Annotated in this window: 16 protein-coding genes; 4 read left to right on the forward strand and 12 right to left on the reverse strand. The window is 73.0% G+C overall.

Annotation, left to right across the window (positions count from 1 at the left end):
* The 11 genes from AB0O53_RS27445 to AB0O53_RS27495 form a co-directional block, all read right to left on the reverse strand.
* Window positions 1–377: ABC transporter substrate-binding protein (locus AB0O53_RS27445; RefSeq protein WP_365199004.1), on the reverse strand; the 377-nt coding region annotated here is incomplete at its 3' end.
* A gap of 196 nt (window positions 378–573) precedes the next feature.
* Window positions 574–1923, reverse strand: a complete 1350-nt coding sequence (locus AB0O53_RS27450; protein WP_350993799.1) for a sulfate adenylyltransferase subunit 1 — start codon at window positions 1921–1923, stop codon at window positions 574–576.
* Between the two features lie 2 nt (window positions 1924–1925).
* Window positions 1926–2864 (reverse strand): sulfate adenylyltransferase subunit CysD, encoded by a 939-nt coding sequence (gene cysD, locus AB0O53_RS27455; RefSeq protein WP_365199007.1) that lies wholly within the window; start codon window positions 2862–2864, stop codon window positions 1926–1928.
* Window positions 2861–3406 (reverse strand): adenylyl-sulfate kinase, encoded by a 546-nt coding sequence (gene cysC / locus AB0O53_RS27460; protein ID WP_350993795.1) that lies wholly within the window; start codon window positions 3404–3406, stop codon window positions 2861–2863. The genes cysD and cysC overlap by 4 nt, the downstream gene beginning before the upstream one ends.
* A 44-nt stretch (window positions 3407–3450) precedes the next feature.
* Entirely contained in the window at window positions 3451–4179 is a 729-nt protein-coding gene (locus tag AB0O53_RS27465; RefSeq protein ID WP_365199012.1) for a phosphoadenylyl-sulfate reductase, read from the reverse strand.
* Window positions 4176–4373, reverse strand: coding sequence for a hypothetical protein (locus tag AB0O53_RS27470; RefSeq protein ID WP_365199015.1), 198 nt, complete (start codon window positions 4371–4373; stop codon window positions 4176–4178). The genes AB0O53_RS27465 and AB0O53_RS27470 overlap by 4 nt, the downstream gene beginning before the upstream one ends.
* Window positions 4370–6076 (reverse strand): nitrite/sulfite reductase, encoded by a 1707-nt coding sequence (locus tag AB0O53_RS27475; protein WP_365199018.1) that lies wholly within the window; start codon window positions 6074–6076, stop codon window positions 4370–4372. The genes AB0O53_RS27470 and AB0O53_RS27475 overlap by 4 nt, the downstream gene beginning before the upstream one ends.
* 140 nt (window positions 6077–6216) lie before the next feature.
* Window positions 6217–6393: a hypothetical protein gene (locus AB0O53_RS38365; RefSeq protein ID WP_434094411.1), complete on the reverse strand. Its 177-nt coding sequence runs from the start codon at window positions 6391–6393 to the stop codon at window positions 6217–6219.
* A gap of 564 nt (window positions 6394–6957) precedes the next feature.
* Window positions 6958–7521, reverse strand: a complete 564-nt coding sequence (locus tag AB0O53_RS27485; RefSeq protein WP_350993787.1) for a GNAT family N-acetyltransferase — start codon at window positions 7519–7521, stop codon at window positions 6958–6960.
* Between the two features lie 5 nt (window positions 7522–7526).
* Entirely contained in the window at window positions 7527–8819 is a 1293-nt protein-coding gene (locus AB0O53_RS27490) for a GAF domain-containing protein (RefSeq protein WP_365199175.1), read from the reverse strand.
* A gap of 336 nt (window positions 8820–9155) precedes the next feature.
* Window positions 9156–10799 carry an acyl-CoA dehydrogenase family protein gene (locus AB0O53_RS27495; protein WP_365199023.1) on the reverse strand — a complete coding sequence of 548 codons (1644 nt, stop codon included), beginning with the start codon at window positions 10797–10799 and terminating at the stop codon, window positions 9156–9158.
* A gap of 17 nt (window positions 10800–10816) precedes the next feature.
* On the opposite strand from AB0O53_RS27495, the gene AB0O53_RS27500 reads away from it, so the two are divergent.
* On the forward strand, window positions 10817–11932 hold the full coding sequence (locus AB0O53_RS27500) for a YihY/virulence factor BrkB family protein (protein WP_350993783.1): 1116 nt from the start codon (window positions 10817–10819) through the stop codon (window positions 11930–11932).
* Between the two features lie 30 nt (window positions 11933–11962).
* The gene (locus tag AB0O53_RS27505) at window positions 11963–12697 is read left to right on the forward strand and encodes a helix-turn-helix domain-containing protein (protein WP_365199026.1); all 735 of its coding nucleotides are present in this window, start codon (window positions 11963–11965) and stop codon (window positions 12695–12697) included.
* Here the strand turns inward: AB0O53_RS27505 and AB0O53_RS27510 are convergent.
* Window positions 12628–13029 (reverse strand): VOC family protein, encoded by a 402-nt coding sequence (locus AB0O53_RS27510; RefSeq protein WP_350993779.1) that lies wholly within the window; start codon window positions 13027–13029, stop codon window positions 12628–12630. The two genes, AB0O53_RS27505 and AB0O53_RS27510, sit on opposite strands and share 70 nt — an antisense overlap.
* Before the next feature lie 683 nt (window positions 13030–13712).
* On the opposite strand from AB0O53_RS27510, the gene AB0O53_RS27515 reads away from it, so the two are divergent.
* Window positions 13713–14255 carry a GNAT family N-acetyltransferase gene (locus AB0O53_RS27515; protein ID WP_350992649.1) on the forward strand — a complete coding sequence of 181 codons (543 nt, stop codon included), beginning with the start codon at window positions 13713–13715 and terminating at the stop codon, window positions 14253–14255.
* Window positions 14256–14537: 282 nt separating this feature from the next.
* Window positions 14538–15644 (forward strand): ribosome small subunit-dependent GTPase A, encoded by a 1107-nt coding sequence (gene rsgA, locus AB0O53_RS27520; protein ID WP_365199030.1) that lies wholly within the window; start codon window positions 14538–14540, stop codon window positions 15642–15644.
* Window positions 15645–15722 lie beyond the last annotated feature (78 nt).

Genomic DNA, 15722 nt, shown 5'->3' on the forward strand with positions numbered 1-15722 from the left:
TTCACGTAGCCGTTGATCGACGGCGAGGGACCGATGAAACCGATGTCCAGCGAACCGCCGTTGAGCGCCTCGATCTCCGACGGACCGGCGTTGAACGTCTGCGGCTTGACCGCCGTGCCGCCGAGTTCCTTCTGGATCAGGCCCTCCTGGAGGCCGACCAGGGCGGTGGCGTGGGTCAGGTTCGGGAAGTACCCGATACGGACCTCCGACGCCGACAGCTTCTTGCCGTCCCCGCCGGCGGCGGCGTTCGCGGTCTTGTCGCCCTTGCCGTCTGCCTGGGAGCCGTAGCCGCAGGAGGCGAGGGCGCCGATCAGCAGCGGCAGGGCGGCGGCAGCGGCGAGGCCGCGGCGCAGGGCGGTACGGGTGGTGGCAGGCACGGGAGGACTTCCTCTCGGCGCGCCGTGTTCTACGGCGCGGGTCTTCGTCTGTGGGACGGGGGCAGGTACGGCTCGTCGGGGACGGGGGCGGTCATCGCACACATCGCGCCACCCCTCCCTGGCCGCTGCCGAGGGCGCCGCTGCCGACGCGGCCGCCCTCCTTCGCGAAGGTCGAGTAGAGATCGGTGAACACGGCCTAGAAGTCCCAGCCCTCGTCGTCCGGCAGGACGGTCGCCTGGGCCTTGGAGGCGAAGGACTCGCCCGCCATGCCCGCCGCCAGCGTGGTGCCGTCGGCCGGGTCGATGAGCAGGAACGATCCGGTACGGCGGGAGTCGGCGTACGCGTCGAGCGCGAGGGGCTCGGCGGTACGGACGACCACGAGGCCGATGTCGTTGGCCACGAGCTGCCCCGGCTCCGGGTGCTGCGACAGGTCGTCCAGGGTCAGCCGCGAGGGGATCTCCTTGACGATCGCCTTGACCGTGCGGGTCGTGTGCTTGATCAGCACCCGGGCGCCCACGGACAGCGGCTGGTCGGCCACGTGGCAGACGGTCGCGACGACGTCCTGCGTTGTGGCGGGCGCGTTCGCGGACGGCGCGATCAGGTCGCCGCGCGAGATGTCGATGTCGTCCTTCAGCCGCACCGTCACCGACTGCGGCGCCCAGGCGATGTCCACCGGCTCGCCCAGCGCGTCGATGCCCTCGATCACCGAGGTGCGACCCGACGGCAGGACCGTGACGGCCTCGCCGACGCGCAGCACGCCGGAGGCGATCTGGCCCGCGTAGCCCCGGTAGTCGGGGTGCTCCGCGGACTGCGGGCGGATCACGTACTGCACCGGGAAACGCGCCGGGCAGGCCGTGAGGTCGTGGCTGACCGGGACGGTCTCCAGGTGCTCCAGCACCGTCGGGCCGCCGTACCAGTCCATGTTCGCGGACGGCTCCACCACGTTGTCGCCGGCCAGGGCCGAGATCGGGATCGCAGTGATCTCCGGGACGCCCAGGTCCGAGGCGTAGGCGGTGAACTCCTCCGCGATCGCGGCGAAGACCGACTCCTGGTAGCCGACGAGGTCCATCTTGTTCACGGCGAGGACCACGTGCGGGACGCGCAGCAGGGCCGCGACGGCCGCGTGCCGGCGGGTCTGCTCGATCACGCCGTTGCGGGCGTCGACGAGGACCACGGCCAGGTCGGCGGTGGAGGCGCCGGTCACCATGTTCCGGGTGTACTGCACGTGCCCGGGGGTGTCCGCGAGGATGAACCGGCGGCGCGCGGTGGCGAAGTAGCGGTACGCGACGTCGATGGTGATGCCCTGCTCCCGCTCGGCCCGCAGGCCGTCGGTGAGCAGCGCCAGGTCGGGGGCCTCCTGGCCGCGCTGGGCGGAGACGGCCTCGACGGCCTCCATCTGGTCGGTCAGGACCGACTTGGAGTCGTGCAGCAGCCGGCCCACCAGGGTGGACTTGCCGTCGTCGACGGAGCCGGCGGTCGCGAAGCGCAGCAGGGTGGTCGCCGCGAGGTCGCCCCGCCCGGAGACCTGATCGGTGGTGCTGGTCATGTCTAGAAGTACCCTTCGCGCTTGCGGTCTTCCATCGCGGCCTCGGACATCTTGTCGTCGGCGCGGGTCGCGCCCCGCTCGGTGAGGCGGGAGACGGCGATCTCGGCGATCACCGCGTCGAGCGTGACGGCGTCGGAGTCGACGGCGCCGGTGCAGGACATGTCGCCGACGGTGCGGTAGCGGACGAGCCGCGTCTCGGGCGTCTCGTTCTCCTTCGGTCCGCCCCACTCGCCGGCCGTCAGCCACATGCCGTTGCGCTTGAAGACCTCCCGCTCGTGGGCGAAGTAGATCTCCGGCAGCTCGATGCCCTCGCGGGCGATGTACTGCCACACGTCCAGCTCGGTCCAGTTGGAGAGCGGGAAGACGCGCACGTGCTCGCCCGGGGCGTGGCGGCCGTTGTAGAGCTGCCACAGCTCGGGGCGCTGGCGGCGCGGGTCCCACTGGGAGAACTCGTCGCGCAGGGAGAACACCCGCTCCTTGGCGCGGGCCTTCTCCTCGTCACGGCGCCCGCCGCCGAACACGGCGTCGAACTTCAGCTCCTGGATCGCCTCCGTCAGCGGGACGGTCTGCAGCGGGTTGCGGGTGCCGTCGGGGCGCTCGCGCAGCTTGCCCGCGTCGATGTAGTCCTGGACGGACGCCACGTGCAGGCGCAGCCCGTGCTCGGCGACGGTGCGGTCGCGGTACTCCAGCACCTCGGGGAAGTTGTGGCCCGTGTCGACGTGCAGCAGCGCGAAGGGCACGGGCGCCGGCGCGAACGCCTTCAGCGCCAGGTGCAGCATGACGATGGAGTCCTTGCCGCCGGAGAAGAGGATCACCGGCTTCTCGAACTCGCCCGCCACCTCGCGGAAGATGTGCACGGCCTCGGACTCGAGGGCGTCGAGGTGCGACAGCGCGTAGGGCGCGTCCGTCTCGCCGTGGATGTGTGCGACGGTCGTCGTCATGCCAGACCCCTCTCGGTGAGCAGCGCGTGCAGGGCCGAGGCCGACTCCTGCACGGTCTGCGTGTGCGACTCGATACGGAGGTCCGGGGACTCCGGCGCCTCGTACGGGTCGTCGACCCCGGTCAGACCGGAGATCTCGCCCGCCGCCTGCTTGGCGTACAGACCCTTCACGTCACGCTCGGAGCACACCTCGACCGGGGTGGCCACGTGCACCTCCAGGTACGAGGTGCCCTCGGCGGCGTGCCGCTTGCGCACGGCCTCGCGGCTGTCCGCGAACGGCGCGATCACCGGCACCAGCGCCTTGACGCCGTTGCTCGCGAGGAGTTCGGCGACGAAGCCGATCCGCTGCACGTTGGTGTGCCGGTCCTCGCGGGTGAAGCCCAGGCCGGCGGAGAGGAACTCGCGGATCTCGTCGCCGTCGAGCACCTCCACGCGGTGGCCCTCGGCGCGCAGCCGCTCGGCCAGCGCGTAGGCGATGGTGGTCTTGCCCGCGCTCGGCAGCCCGGTCAGCCACACGGTGGCGCCCTGGTCGCTCACGCTCATCTGCTCTGTCTCCGTAAGGTCTTCGAACTCTTCGCCGGTCGTCATCAGCCGTGCAGTCCGCACTCGGTCTTGCCCCGCCCGGCCCAGCGGCCGGCCCGCGCGTCCTCGCCCTCCGCCACGCGGCGGGTGCAGGGGGCGCAGCCGACGGATGCGTAGCCGTCCATCAGCAGCGGGTTGGTGAGTACGCCGTGCTCGGCGACGTACGCGTCCACGTCGTCCTGCGTCCAGCGGGCGATCGGCGACACCTTGACCTTCTGCCGCTTCTCGTCCCAGCCGACCACCGGGGTGTTCGCCCGGGTCGGGGACTCGTCGCGGCGCAGGCCGGTCGCCCACGCGTCGTACGCCGTCAGGCCCTCTTCCAGCGGCTTGACCTTGCGCAGCGCGCAGCACAGGTCGGGGTCCCGGTCGTGCAGCCGCGGGCCGTACTCGGCGTCCTGCTCGGCCACGCTCTGACGCGGGGTCAGCGTGATGACGTTGACGTCCATCACCGCTTCGACCGCGTCCCGGGTGCCGATGGTCTCCTCGAAGTGGTAGCCCGTGTCGAGGAAGACCACGTCCACACCGGGGAAGACCCGCGAGGCCAGGTGGGCGACGACCGCGTCCTCCATGGAGGAGGTCACGGCGAACTTCCCGCCGAAGGTCTCGGCCGCCCAGCGCAGGATGTCCGGCGCGGAGGCGTCCTCCAGGTCGCGGCCCGCCTGCTCGGCCAGCTCCTTCAGGGTCGCGGCCTTCAGGCCCGCGTTCCTGAGACTGGCGTCTTGAGTGGTGGTCATATCTCGTCGCCTCCCCCTGATTCCGGAGATCCCGCCGCATCGGACCGGACGCCCCGGGCCAGCAGCCCGAGGTACTTCAGCTGGAAGGCCCGGTTGCAGGCCCTGCACTCCCACGCGCCGTGACCCGTCTCGTGGGGGAACAGGTCCTCGTCGCCGCAGTAGGGGCAGTAGAACGGTGCGGCTCGCTCGCTCACGAGAGGCTCTTCTCGTCCGCGCGGGCGACCCAGGCCGCGAAGCGCTCGCCGTCCTCGCGCTGCTCCTCGTAGCTCTTGACGACCCGCTCGACGTAGTCGGGCAGACCGGCCGAGGTGACCTTGAGGCCGCGGACCTTGCGGCCGAAGCCGGCCTCCAGGCCGAGGGCGCCGCCCAGGTGGACCTGGTAGCCCTCCACCTGGTTGCCGTCGTCGTCCAGGACCAGCTGGCCCTTGAGACCGATGTCCGCCACCTGGATACGGGCGCAGGCGTTCGGGCAGCCGTTGATGTTGATGGTCAGCGGCTCGGCGAAGTCCGGCAGGCGGCGCTCCAGTTCGTCGATCAGCGAGGCGCCGCGCGCCTTCGTCTCGACGATGGCCAGCTTGCAGAACTCGATGCCGGTGCAGGCCATCGTGCCGCGGCGGAACGGGGACGGCTTGACCCGCAGGTCCAGCGCCTCCAGCGCCTCGACGACCGAGTCGACCCGGTCGGACTCGATGTCGAGCACGATCATCTTCTGCTCGGCGGTGGTGCGCAGCCGGCCGGAGCCGTGCTGCTCCGCGATGTCCGCGATCTTGGTCAGGGTGGCGCCGTCCACGCGGCCCACGCGGGGCGCGAAGCCGACGTAGAACCTGCCGTCCTGCTGCTGGTGGACGCCGACGTGGTCGCGCCACTGGCCGGAGGGCTGCTCGGGGGCGGGGCCGTCGGTCAGCTTGCGCCCCAGGTACTCGTCCTCCAGGACCTGGCGGAACTTGGCCGCGCCCCAGTCGGCGACGAGGAACTTCAGGCGGGCGCGGGTGCGCAGCCGGCGGTAGCCGTAGTCACGGAAGATCGAGATGACGCCCTCGTACACGTCCGGGACCTCGGCGAGCGAGACCCAGGTGCCCAGGCGCACGCCGAGCTTGGGGTTGGTGGACAGGCCGCCGCCGACCCAGACGTCGAAGCCGGGACCGTGCTCGGGGTGGTTCACGCCCACGAACGCGATGTCGTTGATCTCGTGCGCCACGTCGAGGAGCGGCGAGCCGGAGATCGCGGACTTGAACTTGCGGGGCAGGTTGGAGAAGTCCTTGTTGCCCACGATGCGGCGGTAGATCTCGTCGATGGCGGGCGTGCCGTCGATGATCTCGTCCTGGGCGATGCCGGCGACGGGCGAGCCGAGGATGACGCGGGGCGTGTCACCGCAGGCCTCGGTGGTGGACAGGCCGACGGCCTCCAGGCGGCGCCAGATCTCCGGGACGTCCTCGATCCGGATCCAGTGGTACTGCACGTTCTGGCGGTCGGTGAGGTCGGCGGTGCCGCGCGCGAACTCCTCGGAGATCTCACCGATGACGCGCAGCTGCTCGGTGGTCAGCCGGCCGCCGTCGATGCGCACGCGCAGCATGAAGTACTTGTCGTCCAGCTCCTCGGGCTCCAGAATCGCGGTCTTGCCGCCGTCGATCCCGGGCTTGCGCTGGGTGTAGAGGCCCCACCAGCGCATACGGCCGCGAAGGTCGTTGGGGTCGATGGAGTCGAAGCCGCGGTGGGCGTAGATCGTCTCAATGCGTGTCCGCACATTGAGACCGTCGTCGTCCTTCTTGAACTGCTCGTTGCCGTTGAGGGGGGTGTGGTGTCCGACGGCCCACTGTCCCTCGCCGCGGTGACGGCCGGTCTTGCGGCGCGCGGCGGCTGCGGCGGCGGGCGCGGGCGTTTCGGGGGTGGCGGCCATGGCGGTACGTCCTTCTTGGGCGGCTCAGGGCAGGGGCGGGCGAAGCGGGCGGGGTGGCGTGACCCCTGGACGCTGAGCGGGTGCGGCTGATTGCCCGCGCCTTGCCGGGGGTGACCGGCGGACAGGGCGGAATTCGGCCTTCAGGGGACTGCGATGATCGACACTTCCACGGCTTCGATGCCGGGATTGCGGCGATGTGCGGCGGTTGCTGGTTCCGTCAGCACGCCGGACAGATGGCGCTGGACATGCGGCCGAGGTCGACGTGCCGCCGACTCACCAAGGCAATTCCAGCTCCATTCATGGCGGAAGCGTGTCATGGGCCGATTGGAGGAGTCCACTACTGTCCAGGATGCGGACGAACTGGTCCCGAATAATGGGATGGCGTGACAGGGGTCACGTGCGGACCCCGGCCGGGCGCGTGCGGTGCGGCGGTGCGGTTGTCTTCCGGGTGCGGCCCGGTGGCCGCGCCTCAAACTCCCCCGGCTACCGCTGGGAGGTGTCCCCCTGGCGGGGCTGGGTTGGTGTCCCCGGGCGGGGTCGGGATCGGGGGGTGGGGGTGCGGGGCCGCCGGGGGGTGTCTCCTCGGCTCGGCGCGTCCGGGGATGTCGCGGCCGTTCGGGGTGGTTGCGCGCTCGTCCTGCGGGGACACCCCCCACCGTCCCCACACCCCCACCCCGGGTGCCGTGGGGTGGGGGCACTGCGGGGGCTCCCCGCAGGACGAGCGCGCGACCCGGGCCGCCTGGCCGGGACACGGCCGCACGCGCCGAGCCGAGGAGAGCCCCCGGAGGGGCACCGCCCCACCCCGAAGCCAGCCCAGCCCCGCCGGGCCGCAGCCGGGGAACGGGGGCAGCGCCCCGGATCGGCGGGCCGCGCCGGAGGCGTTACGCGCCGGGCCAGGGGCCCGGGGTCGCGGTCTCTTCCTTCTCTTCCGTCTCCGTCTTGAAGACCTTGAAGCCGCGGCGCTGGTAGTTGCTCATCGCGGTGGGGCCGTCCTGGCTGCAGGTGTGGACCCACACCCGGCGGGTCGCCTCGCGCTGCGGCCAGCGCGACGCGAGGTCCCAGGCCCGTTCCACGCCGAGGGTCAGCAGGTGCCCGCCGATGCGGCGGCCGCGGAAGTCGGGGAGCAGGCCGAAGTACATGATCTCCACGACGCCGTCGTCCTGCGGGTCGAGCTCCACGTACCCCGCCGGCGTGCCGCGGTCGTACGCGACCCACGTCTCCACGCCCGGCCGGTCGAGCTGCTCCACCCACTGCGCACGGGTGAGGGACAGCCGGTCCGTCCAGTGGATGTCGCCGCCCACCGAGGCGTAGAGGAAGCGGCTGAACTCGGGGGAGGGGACCTCCGACCGCACGACGGATATCTCCGGGCCAGCCGGAGCCGCCGGGACGAGGTCCGCCGGAGAGGTCATCTCCAGCGACCAGGTGGTGAGGGTGATGGTGCTCATGCAGCTCAGGGAATCATGCCGGGTCCCGTCCGGCCCAGGCGGGCCCGCTGCACCGCCGGGGCCGTGGAGTGACGCAGCAGCGCGGCCGGGTCCTGCGGGCGGATCAGTTCCACCTCCACGTCCTCCGCGAAACGGTACGGCCGGTGGGTCAGGACGCCCGCGAGGTGCCGGCGTACGCGCGACAGCTCCGCCCGGACCGTCACCGTGCGGCTCGGATCCCCGAACAGCTCCGCGGACAGCTCCGCCGCCGAGCGCCCCCGCGGGCTCTCCGCCAGCAGGAACAGCAGCTCCGCGTGGCGCGGGCTCAGCTCCTGCGACCAGCTCCCCGACGACCCGTACACCGTCGCCGACCACGAACCCGTACGGCTGAGGTCCAGAACGACCCGGGTCGCCGCCGTGCCCGCGCGGTCCTGTGCGATCCGCAGCAGCCAGCCGCCGGGCAGCGGCTCCGCCACGCAGTCGCCGAGCTGCGGCACCCACACCCGGCCCGGCGCGAGGTCCTTCGGCAGCGGGATCCGGTCCGCGGGGGCCAGGCCCGTCACCGCGGCTGTCCAGCCGTGCGGATCCACGGCCAGCGCCCGCCCCGGCAGCCGGGCCATCAGCGGGGCCGCCACCGCCCGCAGCCGCTCCAGGGACTCCAGGTGCCGGATCCGCAGCTCCCGTTCCGCGAGCCGGGCCACCGAGCTCACCCAGGCCAGCGTCGCCGGGTGCATCGTGGCCAGCGGCCCGCTGACGTCGACCACGCCCAGCAGCCGCCCGTCCCGCGGATCCCGCACGGGCGCACCCGCGCAGGTCCAGTCGTGGTGGCTGGAGACGAAGTGCTCCGCCGAGAACACCTGCACCGGCCGCCGGGCCACCAGGGCGGTCCCCACGCCGTTCGTGCCGACCACGGCCTCGTCCCAGTCCGCGCCGACCGCGAAGCCGAGCCGGTCCGCCTTGCGCAGGATGGAGCTGTGGCCCTCCCGCCACAGCAGCCGCCCGTCCGCGTCCGCGACGACCATGATGTGGAGCGCCCCGTCGAGCGCGGGCAGCAGGCCCTCGCGCAGTACGGGCAGCACCTCCCGCAGCGGCGAGACCAGGCGCCGCTCCTCCGTCTCGGCGGCCGACAGCATCCGCGAGCGCGCGTCCCGGTCCGGGTGCACGCCGCCGGCCAGCATCCGGCGCCAGGACTCCGCGATCTCCGGCCGGGGCGCGGCCGGCGGGCGGTCGCCCGCCAGCGCGGCCGCCCGCACCCCCTTGAGCAGACGCGTGGCCTCCTGAGGGTGCATGGCCGAGATGCGTGCCACATCGACCGTCATGCCTGTGGTGTCGGCCACCGGAACCTCCCCGTGCGAACAGGACGTACGACGCCGGCCGCCCGGCGGTCCGCAGGTGCCTCGGGGCCGCTTCCCCCGGCGGCCCCGACGGGCGGCTGCCGACTCAAAGGTTGCAACGCTATGCAACTCTCGCCAAGTCCCGGTCGTCCGACCGAAAATGTCCGGACGTCGCCCGAGCGGCGTGACAGCTCCTCCTCGGGGCTTCGGTTCAGAGGTGGTGCCGAGTCGGCGCGGCGCCACCTCTGAGCCGGTCGACGGGCCCGGATCCCGGCTCGGAGCGGTTTGGGGACCGCAGGGGAGCCCGACGGGGGCTCCTCCCTAGCCCGTGATCCGCGCCCGTTCCACGACCGTGCGCAGGTCCAGGCTGTGCGGCAGCGTGCCGAAGGCCGTGCCCCAGTCGCCGCCCAGCCGCGAGGCGCAGAACGCGTCCGCGACCGCCGGCGGAGCCCACCGGACCAGCAGCGATCCCTGCAGCACCAGGGCCATGCGCTCCACGACCCGGCGGGCCCGCGCCTCGATGCCCTCCAGATCGGCGAGATCCGTCAGCAGGTCCTTGATGGCCGAATCCAGCCGGTGGTCGGCGCCGCGGGCCAGGCCCACCTCCTGGAGGAAGGCGTTCAGCGCCTGCGGCTCCCGCTGGAGGGCGCGCAGTACGTCCAGGGCCTGGACGTTGCCCGAGCCCTCCCAGATGGAGTTCAGCGGGGATTCGCGCAGCAGTCTCGGCAGCCCGGACTCCTCGACGTAGCCGTTGCCGCCCAGACACTCCAGGGCCTCGGCGACCATCGGCGTACAGCGCTTGGTCACCCAGTACTTGGCGGCGGGCACCGCGAGGCGCAGGAAGGCCTTCTCCTGCTCGGTCCCGGCGTCATAGGCGGAGGCCAGGCGCAGCGTCAGGGTGGTGGCGGCCTCCGACTCCAGGGCGAGGTCCGCGAGGACGTTGCGCATCAGCGGCTGGTCGATGAGCAGTGCTCCGAAAGCAGAGCGGTGCTCCGCATGGTGTACGGCCTGCGTCAGCGCCTGACGCATCAGCGCGGCCGAGCCGATGACGCAGTCCAGCCGGGTCGCCGCGACCATCTCGATGATGGTCCGCACCCCGCGGCCCTCCTCGCCGACCCGCCGCGCCCAGGTCCCGTCGAACTCGACCTCGCTCGACGCGTTCGACTTGTTGCCCAGCTTGTCCTTCAGCCGCTGGATGGCGAAGACGTTGCGCGTGCCGTCCTCCAGCACCCGCGGCACGAGGAAGCAGGTCAGCCCGCCCGGTGCCTGCGCCAGCACCAGGAAGCCGTCGCACATCGGCGCCGAGCAGAACCACTTGTGCCCGGTCAGCAGGTACTCGCCGGACGCGTCCAGCGGCACGGCGGTCGTCGTGTTCGCCCGTACGTCGCTGCCGCCCTGCTTCTCGGTCATGCCCATCCCGAAGAGCACACCGGCCTTCTGCGCGGCCGGCCGCAGCCCCTGCTCGTACACGTGCGAGGTCAGCCGAGGCTCCCATTCCGCCGCGATCGACGGATCGGCCCGCAGGGCCGGCACGGCCGCGTGCGTCATCGAGACCGGGCACCCGTGGCCCGCCTCGGCCTGCGACCACAGGAAGAATCCGGCCGCCCGGCGCAGGTGCCCGGCCGGGCGCCCCCAGGCGTCCGTCAGCCCGGAGCCCACGGCGTGCCCGAGCAGCCGGTGCCACGCAGGGTGGAACTCCACCTCGTCGACGCGGTTCCCGTACCGGTCGTGCGTGCGCAGTTTCGGAGGGTTCTCGTTCGCCTGCGCGCCCCATTCCTGGGCCTGCGCGGAACCGGCCGCGCGCCCGAGGTCCGTGAGCTCCTCCCGTACCTCGCCGAGGAGTTCGGGATCCGCGGACGCCAGGTGACGCTCGACGCCCTCGGTCAGGGCCCGATCGCCGCCGTAGACGTCGTGGCCGACCAGCGGCGGGGCCTGGTTGCTGACTGTGTGGGTGGTGGCTGCCATGCGGATACCGTAAGGACGTGCAGCCAGCAAAAGAAACACCCGAGCGGATCCCAGGACGGCTCCACCGGGCCCGCGCCCTCTACCGCAACGTATCGAAGCGGAAGATGGGCTGGCTGTTGTTGAAGGACACCGTCAACTCGTGCATCGAGTACCGGATCCTCGGACTCGCGGCCGAGGCGGCGTTCTTCACCCTGCTCTCCCTGCCCCCGCTGTTCCTGGGCCTGCTGGGCCTGCTCGGCTACGTCGACGGGTGGACGGACACCCGCACCGTGGAGAGCATCGAGGAGAACATCCTGCGCGCGGTCGGCACGGTCCTGTCCGACCGCGGCGTCAACGACATCGCCAGACCCCTGCTGGACGACGTCACCCGCAGCGGCCGGCCCGACCTGATCTCCCTCGGTTTCGCCTTCGCCCTGTGGTCCGGATCCCGGGCCGTCAACGTCTTCATCGACACCATCACCGTGATGTACGGGCTCGACGGGCAGCGCGGCATCGTCAAGACCCGGCTGCTGGCCTTCCTCCTCTACATCATCGCCCTGCTGATCGGCGCGATCGTGCTGCCGCTGATGGTGGTGGGGCCGGACGCCGTCGTCCGGCTGGTGCCGTGGGGCACCGAGGTGATCGCCGTCCTGTACTGGCCGACCGTCACCCTGCTGTCCATCGCCTTCCTGACCACGCTGTACCACGTGTCCGTGCCCGTGCGCTCACCGTGGATCGAGGACGTGCCGGGCGCGCTGGTCGCCCTGGCGATGTGGGTGCTGGGCTCGTTCCTGCTGCGGATCTACCTCACCAACACCGTGGAGGGGCCGACCATCTACGGCTCCCTGGCCGCGCCCGTCGCCGTCCTGCTCTGGATCGGCATCTCGGCCTTCGCGGTGCTCGTCGGCGCCGCCGTCAACGCCGCGATCGACCGCGTCTGGCCCTCGGTGGCCACGGCGGCGGCGCGCGAGGCGAACGAGCGGGCCCGCGAGGCGGAGGCGGCGCAGCTGATCGCGCGGGCCGCCGCCTGGCGGGCGATGGCGGAGGGCGAGTCGGAGGACGACGAGGACGAGGGCATGCCGTCGGAGTTCCCCGAACGCTGGTCGAAGTTCCTGCCGCCCGAGGACTACTCCTCGCGCCTGCGCAAGCACTGACGACCGCAGGGCCGGGCGTAGCCTGGTGCCGTGTACGAGGAGACGCCGTCGGCCGGGATGCCCGGCGCCGTGCTGTGGCGCACCTCGGGCGGCGGCGGGGTGGTACTGCCCGACGGGTGCATGGACCTGCTCTGGGCCGACGGGCGGCTCCTGGTGGCCGGACCCGACACAGGGCCGCACCCGGCCGGGGAGGTCCACGCCGGGGCCGTCGCCGGGATCCGGCTCGCGCCCGGCACCGCGCCCGGCCTGCTCGGCGTACCGGCGCACGCCCTGCGGGACCTGCGCGTCGGGCTCGCCGACCTGTGGCCCGCCCGCGAGGTGCGCCGCCTCACCGGACTGGTCGCCGGGTACGGAGATCCGCGCGCGGGGCTCGAAGCGCTGGCCCGGGCGCGCGCCGACGCGGCCGGGCCGCCCGATCCCCTCGCCGCCGAGGTCGTCGCCGGGCTCCGGGCCGGACGGGCGGTGACGGCGATCGCGGCAGCCGCCGGCATGGGGGAACGGCAGCTGCACCGGCGCTGCCTGGACGTCTTCGGGTACGGGCCGCGCACGCTCGGCCGGATCCTGCGGCTGCGGCGGGCGCTGGCCCTGGCGGACCGGGGCCTGCCCTACGCCGAGGTCGCGTACGCGGCGGGCTACGCCGACCAGGCGCACCTCGCCCGCGAGGTGCGCGCACTGGCCGGGACGACGCTGACCGCCTACTCGGGGGGCGGGTTCGGGGCGAAGAGGGAGACGCCGCAGCCGTCCGGGTCGAGGACCACGGCGTAGCGCTGGCCCCAGAAGGCGTCCCACGGCTTCAGGTGACCGCGGTGGCCGGCCCGGGTCAGGTCGTCGTACAGGGCGTCCACCTCGGCGGGGGAGTCGCACAGGAAGGCCAGGTCACGGCGGCCGTCGCCGGTGGGCGGGGCCCAGGAGGGGTCGAAGGAACGCACGGTCTCCTCGGTGTCCCAGCCGATCCGCAGCCCGCCCGGCAGCGTGGCCTCTACGTGGGGGAGGCGGTCGGCCTCGGCCGGGACGTCCAGGCCGAGGCGGCGGTAGAAGGCGAGCGAGGCGGCCATGTCGGAGACCACCATGCCGATCATGTCGAGTCGTGGAGTCATGCCGGCAGGCTAGGCACGGGTGGCCCCGCCGGTCTTGAACGAAACGGACACCGCCGGACGGGCTGACGACGCGCCAGATCCGGCCACGGCTTGTACCGGCTCCGGCTCCCGCCCTTCGGCTCCCGCCGGGGTTGCGGGGTTTCCGCGGGGCGGGGCCGGGGTGTTCCCGGGGCTCGGCCCCGGACCCCGCGCCTCAATCGCCGGCGAGGCTGAATGGGGCCGGGTTTCCGCGGGGCGGGATGCGAGGGGTGGGGCGGTGCCCCGCCGGAGTGTCTCCTCGGCTCGGCGCGTGCGGGCCTGTCGCGGCTGTCGGGCGGTGGTTGCGCGCTCGTCCTGCGGGGACACTCCGCCGTGTCCCCGCCCCACGCCCAGGCTTCGGTGTTTCCCGGAACCGGGCCCGCGCTGTCGGAGTGGGGACGGTGAGGGGTGTCCCCGCAGGACGAGGCGCGACCACCCTGCACAGCCGCGAAGTGCCCGCACGCGCCGAGCCGAGGAGATACCCCTCGGCGGCACCGCGACCCGCCCGCACGATGCTGAATCCCGCCCGGCCTCCCGAGAGGGAATCGGCACCGCGACCCGGCCGCCACCGGGCCCGGATCCCGCCCGGCCTCCCGCGAGGGAACCCGCACCGCGCCCGGACCCTGCCCCGCCCCGCGAGGCTCGGTTCCGCATAGGCTTTCGCCGTGAACGACACCGCACACGCGATACGGATCCGGCCCGGTGGCCCGGCGGACGCGCCGGCCCTGCTGGACATGCTCGACTCGGCCGTGGCCTGGATGAACGCCCGCGGCAACACCGAGCAGTGGGGCACGACACCGTACTCGCGGCGCCCCGGCGGGCCGGAGCGGGTCGAGCGGTACACGACCGAGAACACCCCGTACGTCGCGGAGCTGGACGGGGTGCCCGTCGGGGGCCTGGTGCTGGACCACGGGCCCAGCCCGCAACTGCCGATCGCGCCGGCCGGGGAGCCCGAACGGTACGTGCGGCTGCTGGTCTCCGACCGGCGGTACGCGGGCCGGGGCATCGGGGCGGCGCTGCTCGCGCACGCCGCCGAGGAGACCCGGCGGGCCGGCGTCGCCCTCCTGCGGGTCGACTGCTGGGCGGGCGGCGGTGGCGAACTGGTCGCGTTCTACGAGCGCAACGGCTTCGCCCCCACCGAGCGCTTCCTCGCCGGGGACTGGCCGGGACAGGTCCTGGCCCGGCGGGTCGCCCCGGCCCCCGCCTGACGGCCCGCGAAACCGGGACCGGAAACCCGCGCGGAAAAACAAGTGGCCCCCGCGGGAGCGGGCTTGTTAAAGTCGGTCCGTTCCCACCGAGTGGTGAGGGACCACGGCCACGTGCATGACCCGGAGGTGAGTTCATTGATGACTGTCGTTGCGCAGGGCGCTGCCCGCACTCAGAAGACCATCGATGTCACCCCCGTGGTCTCCGGCTGACCTCACCTTCCTCTCCACGCGCCGCCGCAGAGCGGGCGCGTGCGGCCGGGGCCACCCTGTGAAGGGTTCCCCTTGTCTTTCAACGCTTTCCCGCAGGCCTCCCTCGCGCACACCCTCACCCCCCTCGGCTGGGACGACGCGTGGGCTGCCGAATTCACCCCGTACGCCGAGCAGGGCCTCGTGCCCGGCCGGGTCGTACGCGTCGACCGCGGTCAGTGCGACGTCCTGACCGCCGACGGCATCGTCCGCGCCGACACCGCCTTCGTCACCCCCCACGACCCGCTGCGCGTCATCTGCACCGGTGACTGGGCCGCCGTCGAGACGGCGGGCAACCCGCGGTACGTCAAGGCGTACCTGCCGCGCCGGACCGCCTTCGTACGCTCCACCTCGTCGCAGCGGTCCGAGGGGCAGATCCTCGCCGCGAACGTCGACCACGCGATCATCGCCGTCTCCCTCGCCGTCGAACTCGACCTGGGGCGCATCGAGCGCTTCCTGGCCCTGGCCTGGGAGTCGGGGGCGCAGCCGCTGGTCGTCCTCACCAAGGCGGACCTGGTCCCGGACCCGGTCACCCTCGGGCACCTGGTCCAGGACGTGGAGACCACCGCCCCGGGCGTCCAGGTCCTCACGGTCTCCTCCCACACCGGGGAGGGCACCGACGTCCTCGGTGCGATCGTCGCCTCCGGCACGAGCGTCCTGCTGGGCGTCTCCGGCGCCGGCAAGTCCACCCTGGCGAACGCGCTGCTCGGCTCGGACGTCATGGAGGTCCAGGCCACCCGTGACATCGACGGCAAGGGCCGGCACACCACGACCACCCGCAACCTCCTCGTCCTGCCGGGCGGAGGGGTCCTCATCGACACCCCGGGCCTGCGCGGCGTCGGGCTGTTCGACGCGGAGGCGGGGGTCGGGCAGGTCTTCTCCGAGATCGAGGACTACGCCGCCGACTGCCGCTTCCACGACTGCGCCCACGAGGCGGAGCCGGGCTGCGCGGTGCTCGCCGCGCTGGAATCGGGGGCCCTGCCGGAGCGGCGCCTGGAGAGCTACCGCAAGCTCCTGCGCGAGAACCAGCGGATCGTGGCCAAGACCGACGCCCGGCTGCGGTCGGAGATCCGCCGCGACTGGCGGCTGAAGTCGGCCGAGGGCCGGGCCAACTACTCCGCCAAGCGCGGCGGCCGGGTCTGACCCGGTCCCCGTCCGCCCCCGGTCCCCGGTCCGGGGGCGGACGGACCCCGCCGCGGACCGGGCGGGCGCCTGCCGCGC

Origin of the sequence: Streptomyces erythrochromogenes (genome assembly GCF_040684695.1) — a bacterium.
In the GTDB taxonomy this organism is placed as follows: Bacteria; Actinomycetota; Actinomycetes; order Streptomycetales; family Streptomycetaceae; genus Streptomyces; species Streptomyces erythrochromogenes_C.

What these genes read in the sequence shown, in the direction of transcription:
- AB0O53_RS27465 (WP_365199012.1), bottom strand. Translation starts at nt 4,179, where the DNA reads ATGACCACCACTCAAGACGCCAGTCTCAGGAACGCGGGCCTGAAGGCC.
- cysC (WP_350993795.1), bottom strand. Translation starts at nt 3,406, where the DNA reads ATGAGCGTGAGCGACCAGGGCGCCACCGTGTGGCTGACCGGGCTGCCG.
- AB0O53_RS27450 (WP_350993799.1), bottom strand. Translation starts at nt 1,923, where the DNA reads ATGACCAGCACCACCGATCAGGTCTCCGGGCGGGGCGACCTCGCGGCG.
- AB0O53_RS38365 (WP_434094411.1), bottom strand. Translation starts at nt 6,393, where the DNA reads ATGACACGCTTCCGCCATGAATGGAGCTGGAATTGCCTTGGTGAGTCG.
- AB0O53_RS27485 (WP_350993787.1), bottom strand. Translation starts at nt 7,521, where the DNA reads ATGAGCACCATCACCCTCACCACCTGGTCGCTGGAGATGACCTCTCCG.
- AB0O53_RS27490 (WP_365199175.1), bottom strand. Translation starts at nt 8,819, where the DNA reads ATGACGGTCGATGTGGCACGCATCTCGGCCATGCACCCTCAGGAGGCC.
- AB0O53_RS27495 (WP_365199023.1), bottom strand. Translation starts at nt 10,799, where the DNA reads ATGGCAGCCACCACCCACACAGTCAGCAACCAGGCCCCGCCGCTGGTC.
- AB0O53_RS27510 (WP_350993779.1), bottom strand. Translation starts at nt 13,029, where the DNA reads ATGACTCCACGACTCGACATGATCGGCATGGTGGTCTCCGACATGGCC.
- cysD (WP_365199007.1), bottom strand. Translation starts at nt 2,864, where the DNA reads ATGACGACGACCGTCGCACACATCCACGGCGAGACGGACGCGCCCTAC.
- AB0O53_RS27475 (WP_365199018.1), bottom strand. Translation starts at nt 6,076, where the DNA reads ATGGCCGCCACCCCCGAAACGCCCGCGCCCGCCGCCGCAGCCGCCGCG.